Raw genomic sequence first — 22,033 nt, 5'->3', positions numbered from 1 at the left:
TTTATCGTAAGTTACAAGAAAGGAAAAATTACGGTTCAATTTTCAGCCACCGACAACGTTTCCCTCCTTAGAAATATCTATTGTTCCATTTGACGCGCTAAAAAGCTCGCTGCCGTTTCAGCCATCTTTTGCTCTAGTTGTCCATTTAAAGGCTTATCTTGAGTAAAGATGACAACAGTACCAATCGGATCCCCACCGGCAATAATTGGTGCAACAACAAAACCTCTATAGTCACCTTGATACTCTCCAACAATATTGTGTTCGCCCGCCTCCGATTCCAAGTGGACTTTTCGACTCGTCATCGCCTTCTCAACAATATCACCAATTGCTTTACCTGCATATTCTTTTTTGGAAGCACCCGATACAGCAATATATGTATCGCGGTCGGAGATCAAGATATTTTGATTCAAACTGTCATACAACGCTTCTGCATATTCCTTCGCAAAATCGCTCAACTCAGAGATGGGAGAGTACTTTTTCAAGATCACTTCCCCATCTCGATCCACAAAAATTTCCAGCGGGTCTCCCTCTCTTATACGTAATGTGCGACGGATCTCTTTAGGAATTACAACACGACCGAGATCATCAATACGTCGTACAATGCCTGTTGCTTTCAATATCGCGCGCCTCACTTTCTTGAAATGGATTTTCAGAAAATCATGTCCCCTGTAGTATTCTTCCTTTTCTTTGAACTATTCACCAGAACACGAATTTCATTCTTTCCAATACAAGATTGTAGTGCTACGCGCAAATGATCTCAATACCCTTTACGTAGATGTAGGAGACGGTGCTTTTTCCTTACGTGCTGTTGGCAATGATTGCAACAGCTGCAATAAATATTGTAGCAACTGTTCGTCTGATAATGTTTTTATTTTAATCACAAATTTCACTTGCGCGCCCGTTGTGCCGATTGTCACTTCGCGCCCAATATGACGTGCGGCTTCAAAAAGTTTTGCCCCGTCCATGTTGTTTGTCGCGCCTTCTGACAGCAGCACAGTCACGACTTCACTCGTAGCAGTAATTTTTTCTACCCCTTCAACGTCAGCCAACAGCTTTATTTTCGTCATTGACAGCAAGTAATCCACTTGCTTTGGATATTCCCCAAAACGATCTAACATTTCGTCACGTAAATCGTCTAGTTCCTCAATCGTTTCTGCACCTTTAAAACGTTTATACATCTCAATTTTCTGCTTTGCATCAGGAATATACTGTTCAGGAATATACGCATCGATGCTAAGAACAATCTCTGTTTGTGCAGGTGGTACTTTCGGTTTCTCTCCCTTTCGATCTTCAATGGCCTCTTTTAACATTTGTGAATACAAATCAAAGCCTACAGAATGAATAAAACCGTGTTGCTGTGCACCAAGTAAATTGCCTGCTCCACGAATTGTTAAATCACGCATCGCAATTTTAAATCCAGACCCAAGCTCTGTAAACTCTTTAATCGCTTGCAAACGCTTCTCAGCCACCTCAGACAATACTTTATTCGCCTCATACGTAAAATAAGAATACGCTACCCGATTGGAGCGCCCCACACGCCCACGAATTTGATACAATTGCGACAAACCCATTCGGTCAGCATGACAAACAATCAGTGTGTTAACGTTAGGGATGTCGACACCCGTTTCAATGATCGTTGTCGTAACGAGCACATCCCCTTCGCCTTCAATAAAATTCAAAATAATTGATTCTAACTCACGTTCATTCATTTGTCCATGCGCATAAGAGACACGAGCATCTGGCACAAGCGTTGCAATTTTTTCCGTCATCCGTTCGATATCTTCCACACGGTTATAAAGCACATATACTTGACCACCACGTGTTAACTCCCGCTCAATCGCTTCACGCACAAGCGCAGGGTTAAACTCAACGACATACGTTTGGACTGGAAAACGATTTTCCGGTGCGGTTTCAATGACCGATAAGTCACGTACTCCAAGCATAGACATATGCAATGTTCGCGGAATAGGCGTTGCTGTCAATGTAAGCACATCAATCCCGACACGTAATTGTTTAATCTTTTCTTTATGCGTTACCCCGAAGCGTTGCTCTTCATCTACAATAAGCAACCCTAAGTCGTGAAACAACACATCTTTTGACAATAAACGGTGTGTGCCAATGACAATATCAACAGAGCCCGCTTTTAACCCCTTCAATGTGTGCGTCTGCTCTTTTTTTGAGCGAAAACGGCTTAACACACCGACTTGAATGGGATAATCAGAAAAACGCTCTGTGATGGTCTCGAAATGTTGCTGTGCCAAAATGGTTGTTGGAACGAGCAGCGCCACTTGTTTTCCGTCCATAATGGCCTTAAAAGCAGCACGAATTGCGACTTCTGTTTTCCCATAACCAACATCTCCACATAACAAGCGATCCATCGGTTGTGGCTTTTCCATATCACCTTTAATTTCGGTAATTGCACGTAGCTGGTCTTCCGTCTCTTGGTAGGCAAAAGATGCCTCAAATTCTCGTTGCTCTGGACCGTCTTCTGAGAATTTATATCCAACACTCACTTGTCGCTCGGCATATAACTTGATTAAATCGTCCGCAATGTCTTCAACAGATGCTTTAACTTTCCTTTTTACTTTTTTCCAATCACTCCCACCAAGTGCATGCATCTTCGGATCTTTGTCTTCCGAGCCAACGAACTTCTGTACTTGATCAATTTGTTCAACTGGTACGTATAACTTATCATTACCAGCATAACGCAAATGTAAATAGTCTTTATGAACACCGTTAATCTCGAGCGTCTCGACACCTAAGTACTTCCCCACCCCGTGATTCACATGGACAACCAAGTCACCCACGGCCAACTCAGAATAACTTTTAATTCTCTCCGCATTAGACAGTTTTTGTCGACGCTTCGGCTGTCTCGCTTGCTTAGCAAAAACCTCTTCCTCTGTCACAACAACGAGACGTTGATCCGTTAACTCAAAACCAGCATTTAAATGACCCACATAAATTTGCGCTGAGCCAGGTGAGAGCGGGGTTTTTGATTCAACAACATGGGCCGTGATCTGTTCGTCAGCTAATTGCAATGACAATCTTTTCGCTCGCTCAACTGTACCAGCCACAAAGACAACCGTGTATTGATGACTTAACCATCGCTTTACTTCGGACACAAGCAAATCCATTTGCCCATGGAAATTTTGCATCGTTTTACACGAGACATTTGTTACTTTATCTAAGTGGCTCGATGAATGATGCTTCTGAAATAATGATAAATAAATCATCGGACCGTGCCACGCTTGCAATTTTGCTAAGGCGTCAAGCGACATCTGAGCATCATGCACAATATCACCTTGTGCAAGCATTGCCATATGCCATTCAAGCTCTTCTTTTTGCAATTGATCTGCCATTTCCTTTACACGGCTTGGCTCATTTAACCACACAACAGTCCGTTCAGGTATGTACGATAACAACGATTGTGGCTGTTCGTAATAAAATGACATGTATTTATACATACCTTCAAAAGTTGTTCGTTGTTTTAATTGACTAATCTCAAACGGAATCCGCTCCTGTAAATTTTTGCGCGTTTGCTCGTTCGCTATCTTCTTTAATGTAAAAGCAAGTTGCTCATCCAATTTATTTGCCGCATAGCTGTAATGCTGATCTGTCAACAACACCTCTTCAGATGGTCCGATCGTAATCTCTTGAATCATCTCTTCAGAGCGTTGTGTTTCTAAAGAAAAATAACGTAATGAGTCAATTTCTGTATCAAATAATTCAATCCGAATCGGGTACTCTTCCGTAAGCGGATACACATCTAAAATGCCGCCCCTTACACTCATGTCACCCGGAGCTGAAATCATGTCCACACGGCGATAGCCAAGTGTCACCAGACGACCAATAAACGCTTCCCACTCGCCAATATCATCACCCACTTTTAATTGCAATTGACTTTGTTGCCAAAGTGATTTTGGTGGTAATAATCGACGAATACCTGCTAGAGGCACAACAATGACACCCGAGAATTGTTGCCCGAGTGCGTTCATTAACTCAATCCGCTGCGCCTTCATTTCTGGACTCGCTACCGCAATCTCCATTGAAATGAGTTCATTTACTGGATAGAGGTAAACACGGGACTCTCCAAGTAAAGCGGCTAAGTCATTGTACAGTTTCTGTGCATGATATAAATTATGTGTGACCACCAGCTGACTTTTTTTCGTTTCTCGATATGCCGTTGCAATTGCGATCGTACGTGCTGAGCCACTCAATCCCGATAGTAAGTGGTCATTCAGATCACGTTCAATGCCGTCCGTAACCGCTTTTAGCGCAGGCGTCATCCCCACATATTGTTGCAATCCTAACATCGTTCTTTTCCCCCTGATTCCTTCTCATCTAGTGGAGCCCTTTATCCTCACTCCATCTAAAACCCTGTCTTTTTATTGCTACTCAATATCTAACCAGCATATGCCTACAAACGACAGACGCACTTCACTGAATAAAGTTGGGGAGCATATAAAGTTCAGGTTGTTGTTCAAGTGCTGCATGGCAATGTTCACATATCGTTTTTACTTGTATATCACCATTTTGTATGTACGTCAATAGTGCCTGTTGCTCGGCAATTGTTAAATTGCTAAACCCAAGCGCAGATAAGGACGTATCATTTGCCACACTTCCTAACAAGTGGTTACAGTGACGACAATGGTAGTGGATCATATCGCATGCCACCTTCTACGCGTTTTCTATCAGTATTGCCAGCAGCGATATCAATTATCCTAGTTAAACTTGTTCATCACATCTAAAAAAGGTTTCTCTAACCACATATTCACCGCAGCTACGGTTTTCTGCAAAACATCTGTCACTTGTGCCGTTTCGCCTTTCCGAAAACAGCTCAATACATAATTAGCTACCGACTCCCCTTGCTCAGGACGTCCTACACCTAATCTTATTCTTTTAAATTTCTCTGTCCCTAGATGGGCAATCAATGATTTGATGCCATTATGCCCACCGGCGCTGCCTTGCTGGCGTAAGCGCATTGTACCTACAGGTAAATCTAAATCATCATAAATAACTACGATATCTTCAAGCTGTATGTTATAAAAATCAAGGAAAGGGCGCACCGATTCACCTGAAAGATTCATATAAGTCAATGGTTTTAAGAAGTATATACGTTCTCCATTGAAACGGTACTCCCCATAAACACCTTGATGTTTACGCTGATCAATTGTCATTGAAAATTCTTTTGCACATGCATCAAGCGCCGCAAAACCAATATTATGCCGTGTCTGGTCATACTTTTTTCCGGGATTACCTAAACCTATAACAACTTTCATCTTAAATACTTCCTTTCTCAACATATAAGGAGCAGCCTCCTGCAAAAGCAGAAGGCTACGAACGAACACGCCAAGAGCGTAGATTGACCGTGTTTAACTCCTCATGACAGTTTTATGATGCGTCTGCACTTGTCTCCGCCTCTTGATCGCCTTCCTCTGTCTCTTTAGGCTCAGCTGTCTCAACCGCCGGAGGTTGCACTGCCACAACTGTATCTTCGTCTTCATTGATAATGTGAACAGCAACATTTGGGCGAACATGCGCAACATGCAGCACATCACCAATTTGCAACTGAGAGATATCAACCGTAATACTTGCTGGAATATCGGCCGGTAAACAGCGCACTGTCAGTTCATGTAACTGATGGTTAAGCAAACCTCCCTGTGACACACCAGGTGAGTCTCCTTCTATATGGACAGGAACTTGAGCTTGAATCTCATTTAACATGTCTACTTCAAAAAAATCAATGTGAAGATAGTCGTTTTTAAGTGGGTCTTTTTGCACAGCCTGAATCATCACTTGATAACTTTGATCATTTTCAACATCCAACTTCAACAATCCATTCTGCCCAATTTCACGCAATAACTTCTTCAAGTCGGTATGATCAACAGCGACATTCTGACTCTCGATTTTTTTTCCGTACACAACACCCGGAACAAGCCCCTCTTTCCGTACATGTTTTGCCTTTTGTCCACGCAAGTCTTGACGCATTCGAGCATGAAGTGTTGTCATCACTTTTCACCTTGCCTTTCTTAAATAAAGTTTAATACACATTGACACCATTTCCTGTCAAATAACGATTACTTGACGCCAACGCTATCTATGATGTACTTCTTTTCTCTTTGTAATAAGAGTTTTGGCTCGGCTCTTTCTTTGGCTATCCAAAGCTTGATGTGTCTCTTGACGTCAAACACCTTTGTCAGAACAAAATAAAGTCTATATAGAAGTCCTCTCTAAGGCTTATCTCCTCCTTTAATTAAATAACGTTGAAACTGAAGCGTCCTCATGCACACGAATGATCGCTTCCGCCATTAATGGTGCAACCGACAATTGAGTGATGTTTGCTCCTTGTTGCCCGTCTTTTAAGGCAATCGTATTCGTTACGACCAATTCCTTAATCTTCGAGTGACGGATGCGCTCAATTGCTGGTCCCGAAAGAACAGGATGTGTACAGCAAGCATAGACTTCTTTTGCACCTTGCTCTATTAATGCATTCGCCGCAAGTGTAATTGTTCCTGCCGTATCGATAATATCATCTATAATAATTGCCGTTTTCCCTTCAATGTGACCCACAATGTTCATCACTTCTGCAACATTTGGTTCTGGTCGTCGCTTGTCAATAATGGCAATAGGTGCTTTTAAGCGATCTGCCATCTTGCGCGCCCGCACGACCCCTCCGTGATCAGGCGAAACAACAACAATGTCCTCTAACCCTTTGCTTTCAAAGTACGTGGATAAAATTGGCACACCCATTAATTGATCTACTGGAATATCAAAAAAACCTTGGATTTGCGTCGCATGCAAGTCCAGTGTAAGCAAACGCGTCGCGCCCGCTTTCTCTAATAAATTCGCAACCAATTTCGCTGTGATCGGTTCCCGTGCCCGGGCTTTACGGTCTTGACGCGCATAACCATAATAAGGCATCACCACATTAATTGTCCGCGCCGATGCACGCTTTAATGCGTCAATCATAATAAGCAATTCCATCAAATGTTCGTTTGCTGGTGCAGATGTCGATTGAATTAAATATACATCACAGCCTCGAATACTCTCTTCAATATTAATCTGCACTTCTCCATCACTAAAACGCATCACTGAGTTTTTCCCAAGTGAGATACCGATATTTTGAGCAATTTCCGCTGCCAATGCTTTATTAGAATTAAGCGTAAATACCTTTAAGCTAGGATCGCTATAATTTGCCATTTGTTCAAAGAACCTCCAGTAAAATTATCTGTCTTTTTTCACATAATTTTCTTTGTTGACTTGTCGTGCTCGACCAATCGCAAGCGCATGATCGGGAACTGTTTCCGTAATGGTTGAACCAGCGGCAACAAATGCTTCTTTCCCTATTTCCACAGGTGCAATTAAATTTGTTCCTGAACCAACAAAAGCACCTGCGCGTATGATTGTTTCCCATTTATTCTCTCCGTCATAATTAACTGTCACAACGCCACAGCCAATATTCACATCTTCCCCCACATTCGCATCACCAATGTAACTTAAATGGGATACTTTACTACGTTCCGCAAGTGTCGTTTTTTTCAATTCAACAAAATTACCAACCTTTGCATCACAACCTATAACAGAACCTGGACGAATATGGGCAAATGGTCCAATCGTCACCCCTGATGCAATTTGACTTTTTGTAACCACTGATTGGCGAATACACACATTGTCTCCTACATGAGCCTCTTCTATCTCAGTCCCCGACTCGATCCGACAACCTTCTCCAATGACCGTTGTTCCTTTTATGACGCATCCTGGTGCAATGGTTGTGTCTCTTCCAATATTTGCATCAACAGAAATGTACGTTGTTGTTGGATCGATGAGTGTTACGCCTTCTCTCATCCACCGGGCGTTAATGCGTGCACGCATGAGCGCCTCAGCTTCTGATAACGCCACGCGGTCATTGACACCTAATGTATCCGCAAAGTGATCCGTGCGATAAGCAGCAATTTTTTCTCCTTGCTGCTGTAAAATTCCGATCACATCTGGTAAATAATACTCACCTTGTACATTTTCGTTTGTCACACGCGTTAACGCTTCAAAAAGCACTTCATTATCAAAACAATATGTGCCGGTATTAATTTCTTTTGTTGCCCGTTCGGATTCATTTGCATCTTTATGCTCAACAATTCGTTCCACATCACCCGCCGTTCCACGTATAATGCGTCCGTAACCTGTTGCATCATCAGCAATGGCTGTTAACACCGTCGCTTTTGCTTCACGCGCCTCATGTGTTTGGATGAGCTTGCGAATTGTATCCGCTTGTAATAAAGGCGTATCACCACACAATACAACCGTCGTTCCTTTACGCCCGACAAATAGTGACTCTGCACAACGAACAGCATGACCGGTACCGAGCTGTTCATTTTGCAAAACAAAATGAACATTTTGTGACAGCGTCTCTTTTACTTGTGCCGCACCATGTCCAACAATGACTGCAGTCTCATCAAAACCCACTTCTTGCACTTGGTCGACCACGTGAGACACCATAGGTTTGCCACAAACGTGGTGTAGCACCTTATATAGCTTTGATTTCATTCGTGTTCCTTGTCCTGCTGCCAAAATTATTGCAAATCTACCGCTCATTTTGTCCCTCCTGGCATTTCATTGTCATTCAAACTATACTCTAAAAAACGCGTGATTTCAAGGGATTGACAAGCAAGCAAAAAGAAATTCATTACTGGGCGTTTGCTGTGTCTCATAAAGAAAGTTCTTTTGTAGAAATGAATGCGCTATCAAAAAAAGCTAACCTCATTTTCAGGTTAGCTCTATACCTCTTAGCTCTCCATTTCTAAAATATTTGATTTTAACTTTGAGTTATGACGCACCCGCTTCTTCATAACTTTCAGCCCTCATGTATGCGCCTACACGGTCGTACTCATTCATAACGGCTACTTGAATCTTTTCACGCGTGTGAGAAGAAATAGGGTGCGCAATGTCTCTAAATTCCCCATCCGGGGTGCGTTTACTTGGCATCGCTACGAACAAGCCGTTGTTGCCATCAATGACACGGATGTCATGGACGACAAACTCATGATCAATTGTAATTGAGGCAATGGCCCGCATCCTACCTTCTGTTTGAACCCGACGCAACCTGACATCTGTAATTTCCATGTTGTTCACTCTCCTTATCGTCTTCCTGTATACTCAATTCGCGATAAACGAGGGATTCCCTCTGTGAAAATGCACATTACACAGAAAAATTTTTCCGGACTAAAAAACCTCCTATATACATAGAAGGTGGAAAAATTTACACTAGCGCCATCACTTCAATTTCAATTAAAACATCTTTTGGTAAACGTGCCACTTCCACACAAGAGCGCGCAGGTTGATGGTCCCTGAAATATTCTCCATACACCTCATTAATGCGTGGAAAATCATCCATATTTTTAATAAACACCGTTGCTTTGACGACGTTGTCAAAGGAAGAACCTGCCGCTTGCAAAACGGCCTGTAAATTTGCAAAAACTTGACGTGTTTGCTCTTCCACTGAACCAGCTACCAATGCTCCTGTCGCTGTCAAAGGGATTTGACCTGAGCTATAAAACATATTGCCAACTACAATTCCTTGCGAGTATGGTCCAATTGCTTGTGGTGCTTCATTTGTATGAATCTTTTTCATCTGTATGCTCCCTCATTTTCATTAAAATATTGCCGGTCTCCACTTGTATATGCCGGTCTTTCACATCAACTCGGGCCAATTTCGTTAATGACACGTAACCGTCAATTAATTTTTCCTTTACATCGGCTGTTTCGACGAGTACACCCGTTCCAATGACCTCGGCGTGGAATTCAGCAAGTAAGTCCATCATACCACGAATCGTGCCACCCGCTTTCATAAAATCATCCACAATAAACACTTTCGACCCTGGCGTCAAACTACGACGCGCTAGTGTCATTGTCTGCACACGATTGGAAGAACCAGAAGCATAGTTGACACTCACCGTCGCCCCTTCTGTCAATCGATGATCACGACGAACAATGCAGACAGGGGCATTTAATTGATGACCAAGTGCATAGGCAAGAGGAATCCCTTTTGTCGCTACCGTCATCACCGCGTCTACCTGCGTATGCGCAAGCAACGCAGCAAACAAACGTCCCACCTCATGCATAAGTCGCGGATGACCAAGTAAGTCCATCATATACAAATACCCGCCTGGTAAAATACGATCGGGATCATGTAATGTAGCAACAAGTTTGTCAATTAAAGTGTTGGCCTCGGAAATGCTCATCTTCGGTAAAAATTTTACCCCACCACTGGCACCTGCCATCGTTTGTAACGTCCCACGACCGTCAGCTTCTAGCATGTCTTTCATCATGACTAAGTCTTCACTAATTGATGACTTCGCTGCACCATAACGATTTGCAAATTGTGTCAGTGAGCGCACTTCATGTGGGTGCTGTAATAAGTCATACGTCATATGAACAAGACGCTCACTTCTTTTTAATTTCTTCATATATCCTCCGTCACTAAACACGAATATTTACGTACAATATATCATCTTTATACGGATTAAGGCAAGAAGCCATTTGAACGAATCCGTAAAAAATGCGTAAAAGAACAAAAAAATAAGTTGTATTTGAAGGATTAAAGGATGCCTAGCGGAAAGGGTGGTATGTTTGCCACACAAATGATAAAATAACGACAGCATATTATACAGAAGGTGACAACGTGAAATGTTCGATCAAAGCACCCGCAAAAATTAATTTATCGCTCGATGTCCTAAGAAAACGTACTGACGGCTATCATGAAGTCGAAATGGTCATGACAATGGTCGATTTAGCAGATCGGATTGATCTCACATTGCGGTCAGATGCGCGTATTTCTATCGAAGTATCTGGAGGCGCCGTTCCCACAGACAAGCGGAATCTCGTTTATCAAGCAGCGGCATTGTTAAAAAGACGTTATCGTATCTCAGCTGGGGTGCATATCCATATTACAAAGCAAATACCGATCTCAGCTGGGTTAGCTGGAGGCAGTAGCGATGCAGCAGCCACATTAAAAGGACTGAACCAGATCTGGGCGCTTGGTTTAACCATCGATGAGCTTGCTGTACTTGGTGCAGAAATTGGTTCTGATGTCCCCTTTTGTGTATACGGAGGAACCGCCCTTGCAACAGGGCGCGGTGAGCATATTGAACAATTGCCATCGCCCCCTCCCATGTGGGTCGTTTTAGCAAAACCGGCGCTTTCGGTTTCAACCGCCGAAGTGTACAATCGCCTAGATGTGTCCACACTACGTCACGCTCAGACAACGGCCATAATTGATGCGCTAAAACGGAAAGATCGTGTGACCATCTGTCAATTACTTCATAATACCCTGGAGGAAGTCACTTTAGAGCGCTATCCAGAGGTAGCACACATTAAAGAGCAAATACAAAAGTTTGGTGCAGATGGTGTGCTAATGAGTGGAAGTGGCCCTACTGTCTTTGCATTGGTACACAAAAAGTCACGTGCCAAGCGTCTCTACAATAGCTTGCGGGGATTTTGCAAAGATGTTTATGCAGTACGTTTAATCGGTGATCGTTGATCCTCAAAAGAAAACCCTGACGGCACGTACGAAACGGTCCATCAGGGTTTTCTTACTAACGGTGACCAGTCAGCTTGTTTTCTGCAATCTCTATCGCGCGCTTCACCATATTCCCAGCGTCACGCGCACGGATGCCACCCCAACCTTCTTTCTTCACCGTATCGTAAAAGCCAAGCTCTTTTGCAAGTTCTTCCTTAAAGCTTTCTGACATCATACCACGTCTTCTGCTCATCGTTCACCCGCTCCTTTCAATGTCGGTCTGCATGCCAATGCATATGATGACCGCATGTCGAATTTGGCTTTGCGCTGCATCACGCAGCATGTTTAGTTTATCTCCAGAAACAAAAAAAAGACTTTCTTTTTACTGGAAAGAAAGTCCAAACGTCATGCAAAAGCGATAAAAGACTTGTCTTATACATACACATGACAGACGTTAAATTAATGTCGCTTGTTTCCCATTCTCGCCAGTTAATAAAAGCTCCACCGTCTCTGTCAATACATCAGCATAGCTATAAGAAACCCGCCCAAAAGCGTTTTGTTCTTGGTCGAGTTTAATGACAAAAACCGACGGATGCGTTTCTTCAATCATTCCTGATCGTTCAGTTGTTCGTCGCCGTCCGCCATTTGCTTTCACAGTAATTTTCTTGCCCACATTTTCATCTAACGCTCGTTTAATATCAAGTAAAGTCTTTGCCATCCCTACAACCACCTCACTCCTTCTTCATATTATACAGCACTTACATAAAAAAGTAAAACGAAAGATTATAACAAGCATGCTGTAGCTTTGTCAACAACTGTTTTTTTATCACATTGTTGTATAGTGTAGACCATTTTCATCTTTTTATGTATTCATTATAAAAAACGCCTCTTACTTTCGAGACGTTTCCTCTTTAAGGGGGATACCCAATCGCATGGCACCCCGTGTTTCAATGCCACCTAAACCTTTTTGACCCGTAATGGTGTTACGAACAACCTCCCACAAATTCGTGACTTCTGTAAAAGACATGCGACTAAGACGAGAGACGATATACACTGGGTCTAACGCATGAATATTAACTCGGTCAGGAGAACTGGCAAAATTTGCTCCCGCTTTAATTAAAGCTTCAAAATGTGACTGGCATGCGCCAGCAAAAATCATCAAGTCATCATAACCCCTTGTCAAACCGCGCGCAATACGTACACATTCCACAAAATAGCGCGTATGCCGATACGCTTTTAAATCCTCCCGTGATCCTCGATTTTTTAAGTAAGCATCATGTCCGGTGACAACTAAAATATCGGGCTGAACCATCTCTAGGAGTGAGGCAATCTGTGTGGGCATTTTCTTTTCATCCAAATGTACGCCATATACCGGTACACCAAGCCTTTCATATAAAACAGTGCAGCGATCTAAATAATTGGCATCGCCATCAATATGCAATACACGTCCTCTCAATTCAAAAAAGTCAGGGTCATCTTCATAACCAGCAGTTGCCTGATATTCTTGCCACCGCTGCATTAATTTCGCGTCTTGTCTGAATAAACGATAGGAAGTATCCTCCATCTTTTTCGTACGTTGCTTTTCTATTTGGCGCTCTTGTGTTGACAGGACTTTCAAATCCGTCAGGGGCGCATCAGCAAGTAATCGTATATCTTCACCAGCTAACGTTGCTTCCTTATCGTTCATTGCGATGATGCGGAATAATATATCACACTGGTAAGAGAGACGTCCTACTACATCACCGACCTGAATTGTCATCATCCTTCCTCCTCTGCTCATAGCCTATGACTATATTAAGGATGATGTGTGTCTTTTTTCACGATTTGAAAACATTACATTCCCGTTTCGTTTAAACACGTACAGAGCGATTCACTAAGACAAGCAAATTCTTGTAAAGACAACGTCTCACCACGTCGCTTTGGGTCGATGTCAGCCATCTCTAAACCACGTAGCGCAACATCTTTTTGTCCTTTTGTTACAAGGTTTTGCGTCAAGTTATTCAAAATGGTCTTCCTCCTGTTGGCGAAGCATGCACGACATACACGAAAAAACCAGTTTTCATCTTCCACTGTGACTGCTGGCGTTTCCCTAATATCCAGTTTCAATACAGCTGAACCTACCCGTGGTTGGGGGATGAACACTGTCGGGGGCACTGTAAGTACGGTGCGTGCCTCTGCATAATACTGCGCGGCAATCGATAATGAACCGTACGCTTTTGTGCCAGGAACCGCCGCGATCCGATCTGCGACCTCTGCTTGAATCATGACTGTGATGCTCTTCAATGGCAATGTATCTTGTAACAATTTCATTAAAATTGCTGTCGTCACATAGTAAGGTAAATTCGCGACAACATGAATGTGCTGCACATCACCAAAATGCGTGGCAATCAGTGCCTCGATGTCTGCCTTCAGCACATCTTCATGAATCACATCGACGTTTTGATATGGCGCTAGCGTATCTGATAAAACAGGAATGAGGCGGTCATCGATTTCATAAGCAACCACTTTCTTTGCTTGTTTCGCAAGTTGTTCTGTTAGTGCACCAATACCTGGTCCAATTTCAATCACACCATCCTCAGGTGTACAACCACTTGCAGCTACAATCGCATGTAAAATATTTGGATCGATTAAAAAATTTTGTCCTAAACTTTTCTTAAAATGAAAACCATGTTTCCTCAAAACATCCTTCGTTCGCGTAGGCGTTGCAATCTCTTTATTCAACGTGTTTTTCCTCCTGTAACTGCACCGCTTGCACTGCATGCAAAAACTCTTTTCTTGAAATCCGAAACAGGTGCAGTCGTTTCAATAGTTGCTTCCCGTTCGCATAACCGATAGAAAGAAACTGACCAAGCTTTTCACGCCGCCATTTCGCTCGCTCACCTGACACAAGTCCAGCAGACACCAAATCGGCCAACGTCACCTCAGCTTCCACCTCTATCATTTGCTCTTCTTTTCGTACTTGGTTGAGAGCGGATCGAATGACTTCTGGAGAAGCGTACTCCACGCCAACGTTACGTCCAGGTTTGATTGCATCTTCTTTCGCAATAAAAGCGTGTTTACATCCAGGTACACGCTCGCTCACAATTCGCCGTATTTGTGTCCCAGGGTAATCCGGATCGGTTAAAATAATGACACCGCGCCGTTTATGTGCAAGCTCAATTTGTTTTAGCACCATTTCTCCGAGCCCCGTTCCACCTGTCTCAATTGTATCGGCTTGCACTGCTCGCTTTATTGCTACAGTATCTGATCTTCCTTCTACAACAATGACTTCTTTAATATGCATTTTTATAAACCCCTATTTACTCATCTTGCTTTATTGTAGCCTGTTTCAAGTAAAAAAAAAAGCAAGTACTTAAAAGTACTTACTTCAACACGTTAATCCAGTATTGTGACTTTCACTGTCTTTCGGCCAAAACGCCGTGCTTCTTCTTTTGTTGCTACGTGCACATCAATTTTATTTCCTTGAATGGAACCGCCTGTGTCACCAGCAATTGCTTCACCGTATCCTTCAACATGCACCCTTGTGCCTAAAGGAATGACGCTTGGATCAACTGCAATTACTTTCATTGAAGGATTATCTGCTAAGTTAATGCCTGTTGCTGTCACACCGTTACAGCCATTACATGATGCCGTATAAGCTGTTGCTTCCATCATAAACGTCTTGCCCCCAGATGAAGCTGACGTGGCAGTTGTCTTTACAGGTACAGGCGTCTCACTCTTCGCTGTTTGTGTATTTGACAATTCTTGCTTTGTGCCGACCGCAACAACGCGATCTTTGCTTTTTTGCAACGTTTTTGTTTCTTTCAGTTCGCGTTTAACCTCTTTGCCATCCTCAAGGGTCACTGTGTACGTCAGTTCCTCGCGCCCTTCCTTACCGTCCTCAATGACTTTCTCTTGCCCTTTTTCTAAACCGTTGTCTTCTTTTTCAACTGTTTCAAACGCAACTGACTCTTCGACAACGTCGGTGATTTTCTCCACACGGATAAGCTGGACTTTAAGTCCTTCCTCAACGTTTGCATCAAGACTTGGCTCAACTCGATCATCGTCACCAACTGCAACTTCCTCCGTTTCCTTTAGGAAATCTTCAACTGTTGCCGCTGCCGTAAAGCGTTCATGATCTTCCCCATCATAAGTTAGCGTCACAGCAACTGCGGGACGATAAGACACATTCATTCCTGCCTCTATCACTGTATCCGCCGCCGGTTCAATCACATCTTCAGCACGTGTCTCATAAGACTGCTCTTTTAATAAATCGCCGACTGTCGCTGCTGTTGTGTAAACTTCTTTTTCGTCATCATTGATTGTCAAGATGACTTTCTCTGCTTTCGCATACTGTACATCCATATTTGCAGCCAGCTTTGTATCAAGCGCTGGTGTCACTTCGTCGTGCGCACCGACATCAATATTGAGCGTTGCTAATAACTCCCCGACTGTCGCGGCATGTGTCCGCACTGTCACTTGTTCACCATTATTATCAATTGCCACTGCAACTTTTGTTAACTCATAATATCCAAGAAAAGACGCGATCAAAATAACAAATATACTGGAAATCAGCACACTCTTGCGTCCAATCAATCGTTGATGATCCATGTGACCTTCTTGCTTGTCCTGTTCACTCATACGGATCCCTCCCTACGCCCAGAATTATAGAGGTGCACCAAGCGAACTGTCAATACAAGTTACACAACCGTAATATAGAAGTAACCTTTGCAACGCTGATGTGATCAAAACGTGAGGAGTGAGGTAGGACTGCAATAGGAAAAGAATGGGTACAGTTCATTATTTTAACGAACGGTTTTTTCTTTTTTTCATGACAACGTCGCGTTTACCTTAAGAGCGCTCCCCACATTCATTTCAGGAACGATCTTTTCTCTTCTTCACGAAAGACAACCCAAATAACGTCATTGAAAGGATGATCAATAAGTAAAATAGATCCAGGGAAAAGCTGTAGATAGACTCACTCTCGCTTTCAAGTACACCGGTCTCTTCATTTTCACTTTGAAATACATGTGTATCTATATCGATGCTCGATCCTTGAAACGAGACAGGGTTTTCAGGCTCTGCATAAATATCAGGTAAGTACAACGGACTCCGCGTCAACTGAAAAATTAAATATACGATGCTTCCAAGCAAGATCACATGTGAAGCAATCACCATCGGTTTCTTCATTTTCACCTCTCCAAACCCTGAATTTTTCATACTTGCTACTGTTTCTTTTCACACCATTGTAAAACTCCCCACCAGTAAACAGGTCACCTGTCTATCTTGGAGGGGAGGTATGTGCATTTATTTTACAGAACGATCCTTTCTCCGTTTCACGAGAAACATGATAAAGAGAACCAATGAAATGAATATCATTAAGTAAAACGGAGAAAGCGGATCAGTGATCCCCTAAAAAGGAGATCACCCAATCCCAAACAAAGCCCGCGCATTCTCCCGCGTCGCCTCACACAGCGCCTCGTACGCCATCCCACGCAACGTCGCAATTTCTTCAGCAACCCGCTGCACATATGCCGGCTCATTGCGCTTACCGCGGTACGGATGTGGCGCCAAATAAGGACAATCCGTTTCAATGAGTAAGCGCTCAAGCGGGACTGCACACGCAACTTCTTTTGGCCGCTTTGCATTTTTAAACGTGACAGGCCCACCAAGTGAGATGTGAAAATTCATCTCGATACAGCGCTGCGCTGTCTCGACGCTGCCACCGAAGCAATGCATAATCCCACCAACCTCTGCCGCACCTTCTGCCGCCAAAATTTCTACGACATCTTGATCGGCATCACGGTTATGAATCACGATTGGTAGCTTCACTTCTTTTGCAAGCGCAATTTGTTTACGGAATACTTCTTTTTGCACCTCTTTTGGTGACTTGTCCCAATGGTAGTCAAGCCCCATTTCTCCGAGTGCAACGACTTTCGGGTGTTTTGATAGTTCTCGTAACCAATCTAAATGTTTCTCTGTCATATCAATCGCATCGACTGGATGCCAACCGACAGCAGCATACAAATCCTCATATTGTTCACATAACACAAGCGCCTTTGTAATCGTCTTTTCATCAAAACCAACAACGACCATCTCTTTTACACCCACATCCCGTGCCCGCATGATGGTCGCATCTATATCCTCTGCAAATTGATCAGCATTTAAATGCACATGTGTATCAAATAACATCCTCTTTCACCTCGTCTCTACTTGTTTGCATTTTAGGTGAAAAAAGATGGCAATGCAAGTAAAAAAGAAGCCGCCTCACGCACGAGTTGCATGAAACGACGTCCAAAAAGAACCGTGCTCATTGATCATCCCTGCAAGCTCACTAAACGGAATTTTAAATGTTGGAAAACCAGCAACATAAGGTGCAATCTCATATACATCAAAAACGATGTATAGTGCCTCATCGTCAACATAAAAGGATTGATCCGGTGCAATTGTTTGGAAAGCATCGGGGAATACATCGGCATGTGCAGGATCATGCGCAATTTGAGCGGCAATATGCTGATTCAAGATCGACACGTAATCAGTTCCTGGTTGAAATAAATCAGCAAGCTGATACACATGCCCATCACGTAAATCAATATTCACATACATTTTTGTTGGCATGCCGTGCGCTGCACCAAATGGATAATTGTAACCACTTAGTTCGAGTACAAGCAAATGCTTCTTAAAAAACTGCACTTCAAAGTCACCTGTATAAGCTGCTTCTTTTAATTGCTCTGCTGGTATGGTTTTCACCTGTGACCACGTTTTTAATTGTTCATTTAAACGGCGTTGTTGTGCAGCATCCGTCATCCCTTCAATTTCTGGATAATAAACAATATAATTTTGGTCAGGTCGGTACAACTGCTCTTTTACTTGATACAATTGCCTTAGTTGAATGGTCGTCTCTGGCTCCCAAACAAGTTGACCGCCTTCGTCATAATAGCGAATGCGATTATTTATAAACACTTGCCATAAGCCATTCACCTTTGTCATCACACCCGCGCCCTGAAAAGCGGGTGATGCCTTCTGACCGGACAAATCAATTAAAAATGTCTCGTCCGCTTGTACCACACTTGCCACACCATCATGAAAAGGTTCTATGTCTGTATAGACAAAGTCACTTAGCAACTCACCATCCTTCGTTGCTAGTGCATAATGAGTTCCTAGGAACGTTTGTGTCGGATCAATTGGTTCACCTAATCCGTAGCGCGCTTCTTTGAGGTCACGTACCTCGTTATAATGTGGGGCAATCAACACCTTTCCCTCACGATCAATTAAACCATAATGGGTATCGTAATCTTTTGTCAACCCTACAATGGCGCGGTCTTCTGAAAAAGGCAATGCGACATCATATGATGGTGCAATGACAATATCACCTTTTTCATTTAAATAACCAGCTTTTCCATCTGCTTCTTTTTGAAACGACATTAAACCCTCGCTCAAAACCCCTACGTACGGATGATGGTATGTTTGTAGTGCATAACCATGTGTATTGATTAACGCCCATGTTTGTTCATCTTTCTGTACTGTTGCACGATCATTTTCGAAATCATTTGCATTTATATAGAGCGGGGGCAATGCTTCTTTCCCTTCACGATCTAAGTAGCCATAATGGGCACCTTCCAGTGGTTGAAAGACAGCGCGCCCATCTTTAAAAGGACCAATATAATAATAAGGTGTTGTTGTCCGTACTTTTCCACTCTCGTCTATGACAACGTTCGTACCATCTTCTTGTTGCGCCACTGCGCGCCCTTGTGAAAAAGGATTGATCCATGTATACATTGGTTGCACAACGTACTGACCGAGATGATTAATCACACCTTGCTTTTCTCCAACTGTTACGACCGCAAGCCCATTCGTTTGAAACAAGTCTGCTTGATCATAAATTGGTGAAATCCGCACCCGACCACTTCCGTCAATGTAACCCCACTTATTACCGTGAACCGTCTTTACAGCAATCGGATATAAATGTTCACGCCATCTTCTCATTACACACCGCTCCCTACTATGACATCATCGACTATACACTCAGTATATGAGGACACACCAGAGACAAAGAACTTTAATTTTAGATGCTTTAAACGATCAATCCCTATGTTTGGAGTAAGTGGTAATATGACTTACTTGATCTTATCTCAAAGCTGATGATAAAATGAAACCGCATTCGAAGTTTGGGATAAGTCTATGCATCTCCATTTAAAGGAAGTGAACAATTCATTGCATCCATTTACATTATTTGAACCTGCTTACTTAGTTACAAATGTATATTTGCTCATCCTTTTAGTCACTACCTTATTATTACCTTATAGCAAAACACATGCTTGCCATATATTGCTCAGTTCAGCCTTTTGCTTTATGTTATTAGGCATTTTGGCTTTCGCCACAGGTTGGATTGTCGACGAAGTCAATTCAAGCCCTTCAAACGCAGCGATCATTTTACTCATGTCTGGAGTCATTCTATCCTGCCTTAATCCCATCATACTCCTCTTCAAAGGGCCAAAAGAGTAAACCTAATAAAAACTGCCTAAAAAGACCACATACAGGGTCTTTTTAGGCAGCACTTGTCTCTTACCTTATTTCACTTGCGCACCGTTTGGTAAATCACCATCAATCGTCGCAAGTTGTAATTTCTTTCCTTTTGACGCGGCTAAAATCATTCCTTGTGACAACTCACCACGCAGTTTCACTGGTTTTAAGTTTGTTACACAAATGACTTTCTTCCCAACTAGCGTATCAGGTGTGTAGTGCTTGGCAATTCCTGAAACGACTTGGCGCTTTTCACTTCCGAGATCAAGCTGAATTTTTAATAACCGGTCCGCGCCTTTCACAGGTTCAGCAGCAATTACTTCCGCAACCCGAAGCTCAACTTTCGTAAAATCTTCAATTGCAATCTCATTTTCATCTTCAACTTCCTCTGGATCGGCGTCCACTTTTCCACCCATTAACGTCACGATATAGGCGACTTCTTCAGCAATATCAAGGCGCGGAAAGATTGGTTCACCTTTTTGTACATGTGTACCCGCTGAGATCCGCCCAAACGATGTTAGTGTATCCCACGTTTGTGCTGCTGCATCTAGCCCGAGCTGCGTACAAATTTTCACTGGTGCGACCGTCATAAACGGTTTTAGCAATATTGCAGCGATCCGCAGCGACTCTGCCAAATGGTACATAACTGAGCCAAGCTCAGCGCGACGTGCCTCGTCCTTTGCTAAAGTCCACGGAGTCGTTTCATCAATATACTTATTTGTGCGGCTCACAAATTGGAAAATGGCCGAAAGTGCCACCGAAAACGCCATTTCTTCCATCGCGTCCTCTACTTTTTTCACCGTTTCCACCGCTTCTTTCCGTAATGAGGCATCGAATGCTGTTGCATCAGGCACATACGCAGGAATTTCTCCGTCAAAATATTTACCAATCATCGCTACTGTTCGGTTGAGCAAGTTTCCAAGATCGTTGGCGAGATCATAATTGACGCGCTCAATAAACGCTTCTGGTGTGAATACGCCGTCCGAACCAAACGGTACTTCGCGTAGCAAATAATAGCGCACTGCATCAAGACCGTAGCGATCAATGAGTGGCACCGGGTCAATGACATTCCCTTTTGACTTAGACATCTTCCCGTCTTTTGTAACAAACCAACCATGGCCAAACACTTTTTTTGGCAATGGCAAGTCAAGTGCCATTAACATGATCGGCCAATAAATCGTGTGGAAGCGGATAATATCCTTACCAGCGAGATGGACATCGGCTGGCCAGTATTGTTTAAATAGCGTCTCATCTTCTGAACCATAACCAAGTGCGGTAATATAGTTACTTAACGCATCAATCCATACATACACAACATGTTTTGGATCACTTGGTACTTGTACACCCCACGTGAAGGATGTTCGTGACACGGCTAAATCTTGTAAGCCTGGTTTAATAAAGTTATTAATCATTTCGTTTTTACGCGATACTGGTTGGATGAAATCAGGGTTGTCCTCATAAAACTTTAGTAACCGGTCGGCATACTTACTCATCCGGAAGAAATACGATTGCTCACGCACCTTTTCAACGGGATGACCAGAGTCTGGACTTTTCCCGCCAATGACATGACCATCTTTATCTTTTACTGGATCAACAAGTTCATGATCTCGATAAAACGTTTCATCAGAGACACAATACCAACCTTCATATTCACCTAAATAAATATCCCCTTGTGCAAGTAAACGTTCAAAAATCTTAGCGACAACTTTTTTATGCCGCGCTTCTGTTGTCCGAATAAAGTCATCATAAGACACATCTAGCTTTTTCCACAACTCCTTAATCTCAGCCACCATCTTATCCGTATAAGCGAGCGGAGTCACCCCTTGTTCTGCTGCTTTTTGCTCAATCTTTTGCCCGTGCTCATCTGTCCCTGTCAAATAATGGACGTTGTACCCACGCAATCGTTTATAACGCGCCATCGCATCTCCTGCAACCGTCGTGTACGTATGACCGATATGTAATTTGCCGCTCGGGTAATAAATCGGCGTTGTAATATAAAAATTTCCTTTCTCCATCTTA

General features: G+C 43.0%; 22 protein-coding genes. 1 reads left to right on the top strand and 21 read right to left on the bottom strand.

Annotation, left to right across the window (positions count from 1 at the left end):
• Positions 1-77 precede the first annotated feature (77 nt).
• From spoVT to purR, 10 genes are all read right to left on the bottom strand, one after another.
• Complete coding sequence (gene spoVT / locus NSQ26_RS11230; RefSeq protein ID WP_090776643.1) at positions 78-617, bottom strand: stage V sporulation protein T; 540 nt, start codon at positions 615-617, stop codon at positions 78-80.
• A 150-nt stretch (positions 618-767) separates the two neighbouring features.
• Entirely contained in the window at positions 768-4,313 is a 3,546-nt protein-coding gene (gene mfd / locus NSQ26_RS11225) for a transcription-repair coupling factor (RefSeq protein ID WP_090776644.1), read from the bottom strand.
• Between the two features lie 124 nt (positions 4,314-4,437).
• A complete protein-coding gene (locus NSQ26_RS11220) occupies positions 4,438-4,662 on the bottom strand; it encodes an anti-sigma-F factor Fin (protein ID WP_090776645.1) in 225 nt (74 codons plus the stop codon).
• Between the two features lie 59 nt (positions 4,663-4,721).
• Entirely contained in the window at positions 4,722-5,279 is a 558-nt protein-coding gene (gene pth / locus NSQ26_RS11215; RefSeq protein WP_499720047.1) for an aminoacyl-tRNA hydrolase, read from the bottom strand.
• 112 nt (positions 5,280-5,391) lie between these two features.
• On the bottom strand, positions 5,392-6,009 hold the full coding sequence (locus tag NSQ26_RS11210) for a 50S ribosomal protein L25/general stress protein Ctc (RefSeq protein WP_499718208.1): 618 nt from the start codon (positions 6,007-6,009) through the stop codon (positions 5,392-5,394).
• A 240-nt stretch (positions 6,010-6,249) separates the two neighbouring features.
• On the bottom strand, positions 6,250-7,200 hold the full coding sequence (locus NSQ26_RS11205) for a ribose-phosphate diphosphokinase (protein WP_090776648.1): 951 nt from the start codon (positions 7,198-7,200) through the stop codon (positions 6,250-6,252).
• 24 nt (positions 7,201-7,224) lie between these two features.
• Entirely contained in the window at positions 7,225-8,589 is a 1,365-nt protein-coding gene (gene glmU / locus NSQ26_RS11200) for a bifunctional UDP-N-acetylglucosamine diphosphorylase/glucosamine-1-phosphate N-acetyltransferase GlmU (RefSeq protein WP_090776649.1), read from the bottom strand.
• Between the two features lie 231 nt (positions 8,590-8,820).
• The gene (gene spoVG, locus NSQ26_RS11195) at positions 8,821-9,117 is read right to left on the bottom strand and encodes a septation regulator SpoVG (protein ID WP_090776650.1); all 297 of its coding nucleotides are present in this window, start codon (positions 9,115-9,117) and stop codon (positions 8,821-8,823) included.
• A 136-nt stretch (positions 9,118-9,253) separates the two neighbouring features.
• Positions 9,254-9,625: a RidA family protein gene (locus NSQ26_RS11190; protein WP_090776651.1), complete on the bottom strand. Its 372-nt coding sequence runs from the start codon at positions 9,623-9,625 to the stop codon at positions 9,254-9,256.
• Complete coding sequence (gene purR / locus NSQ26_RS11185) at positions 9,603-10,460, bottom strand: pur operon repressor (protein WP_499718207.1); 858 nt, start codon at positions 10,458-10,460, stop codon at positions 9,603-9,605. Before purR ends, NSQ26_RS11190 begins: the two co-directional genes overlap by 23 nt.
• Before the next feature lie 215 nt (positions 10,461-10,675).
• Between purR and ispE the strand changes: the two genes are divergently transcribed.
• Entirely contained in the window at positions 10,676-11,533 is an 858-nt protein-coding gene (gene ispE / locus NSQ26_RS11180; RefSeq protein ID WP_499718206.1) for a 4-(cytidine 5'-diphospho)-2-C-methyl-D-erythritol kinase, read from the top strand.
• A gap of 55 nt (positions 11,534-11,588) precedes the next feature.
• Here the strand turns inward: ispE and NSQ26_RS11175 are convergent, their stop codons facing one another.
• The 11 genes from NSQ26_RS11175 to metG form a co-directional block, all read right to left on the bottom strand.
• Complete coding sequence (locus NSQ26_RS11175; RefSeq protein ID WP_090776654.1) at positions 11,589-11,765, bottom strand: small, acid-soluble spore protein, alpha/beta type; 177 nt, start codon at positions 11,763-11,765, stop codon at positions 11,589-11,591.
• 201 nt (positions 11,766-11,966) lie between these two features.
• Entirely contained in the window at positions 11,967-12,230 is a 264-nt protein-coding gene (veg, locus tag NSQ26_RS11170) for a biofilm formation stimulator Veg (RefSeq protein WP_090776655.1), read from the bottom strand.
• 171 nt (positions 12,231-12,401) lie between these two features.
• Complete coding sequence (gene yabG / locus NSQ26_RS11165; RefSeq protein ID WP_499718205.1) at positions 12,402-13,271, bottom strand: sporulation peptidase YabG; 870 nt, start codon at positions 13,269-13,271, stop codon at positions 12,402-12,404.
• A 74-nt stretch (positions 13,272-13,345) separates the two neighbouring features.
• Positions 13,346-14,233 carry a 16S rRNA (adenine(1518)-N(6)/adenine(1519)-N(6))-dimethyltransferase RsmA gene (gene rsmA / locus NSQ26_RS11160; protein ID WP_499718204.1) on the bottom strand — a complete coding sequence of 296 codons (888 nt, stop codon included), beginning with the start codon at positions 14,231-14,233 and terminating at the stop codon, positions 13,346-13,348.
• Positions 14,226-14,795 carry a ribonuclease M5 gene (rnmV, locus tag NSQ26_RS11155; RefSeq protein ID WP_499718203.1) on the bottom strand — a complete coding sequence of 190 codons (570 nt, stop codon included), beginning with the start codon at positions 14,793-14,795 and terminating at the stop codon, positions 14,226-14,228. Before rnmV ends, rsmA begins: the two co-directional genes overlap by 8 nt.
• Positions 14,796-14,887: 92 nt before the next feature.
• The gene (locus tag NSQ26_RS11150; RefSeq protein WP_499718202.1) at positions 14,888-16,132 is read right to left on the bottom strand and encodes a ubiquitin-like domain-containing protein; all 1,245 of its coding nucleotides are present in this window, start codon (positions 16,130-16,132) and stop codon (positions 14,888-14,890) included.
• 234 nt (positions 16,133-16,366) lie between these two features.
• Positions 16,367-16,681: a hypothetical protein gene (locus NSQ26_RS11145; RefSeq protein ID WP_499718201.1), complete on the bottom strand. Its 315-nt coding sequence runs from the start codon at positions 16,679-16,681 to the stop codon at positions 16,367-16,369.
• 234 nt (positions 16,682-16,915) lie between these two features.
• Positions 16,916-17,683: a TatD family hydrolase gene (locus NSQ26_RS11140; RefSeq protein ID WP_499718200.1), complete on the bottom strand. Its 768-nt coding sequence runs from the start codon at positions 17,681-17,683 to the stop codon at positions 16,916-16,918.
• Positions 17,684-17,758: 75 nt separating this feature from the next.
• The gene (locus tag NSQ26_RS11135; protein WP_499718199.1) at positions 17,759-19,477 is read right to left on the bottom strand and encodes a WG repeat-containing protein; all 1,719 of its coding nucleotides are present in this window, start codon (positions 19,475-19,477) and stop codon (positions 17,759-17,761) included.
• A gap of 314 nt (positions 19,478-19,791) precedes the next feature.
• Positions 19,792-19,965, bottom strand: coding sequence for a hypothetical protein (locus tag NSQ26_RS11130; RefSeq protein WP_499718198.1), 174 nt, complete (start codon positions 19,963-19,965; stop codon positions 19,792-19,794).
• A gap of 96 nt (positions 19,966-20,061) precedes the next feature.
• Positions 20,062-22,029 (bottom strand): methionine--tRNA ligase, encoded by a 1,968-nt coding sequence (metG, locus tag NSQ26_RS11125; protein ID WP_499718196.1) that lies wholly within the window; start codon positions 22,027-22,029, stop codon positions 20,062-20,064.
• Between the last annotated feature and the right edge of the window lie 4 nt (positions 22,030-22,033).

It is taken from the genome of Bacillus sp. FSL W7-1360, assembly GCF_038592975.1.
Lineage (GTDB): Bacteria > Bacillota > Bacilli > Bacillales > Bacillaceae_D > Shouchella > Shouchella lonarensis.
This window is presented reverse-complemented; position numbering and strand designations above follow the sequence as displayed.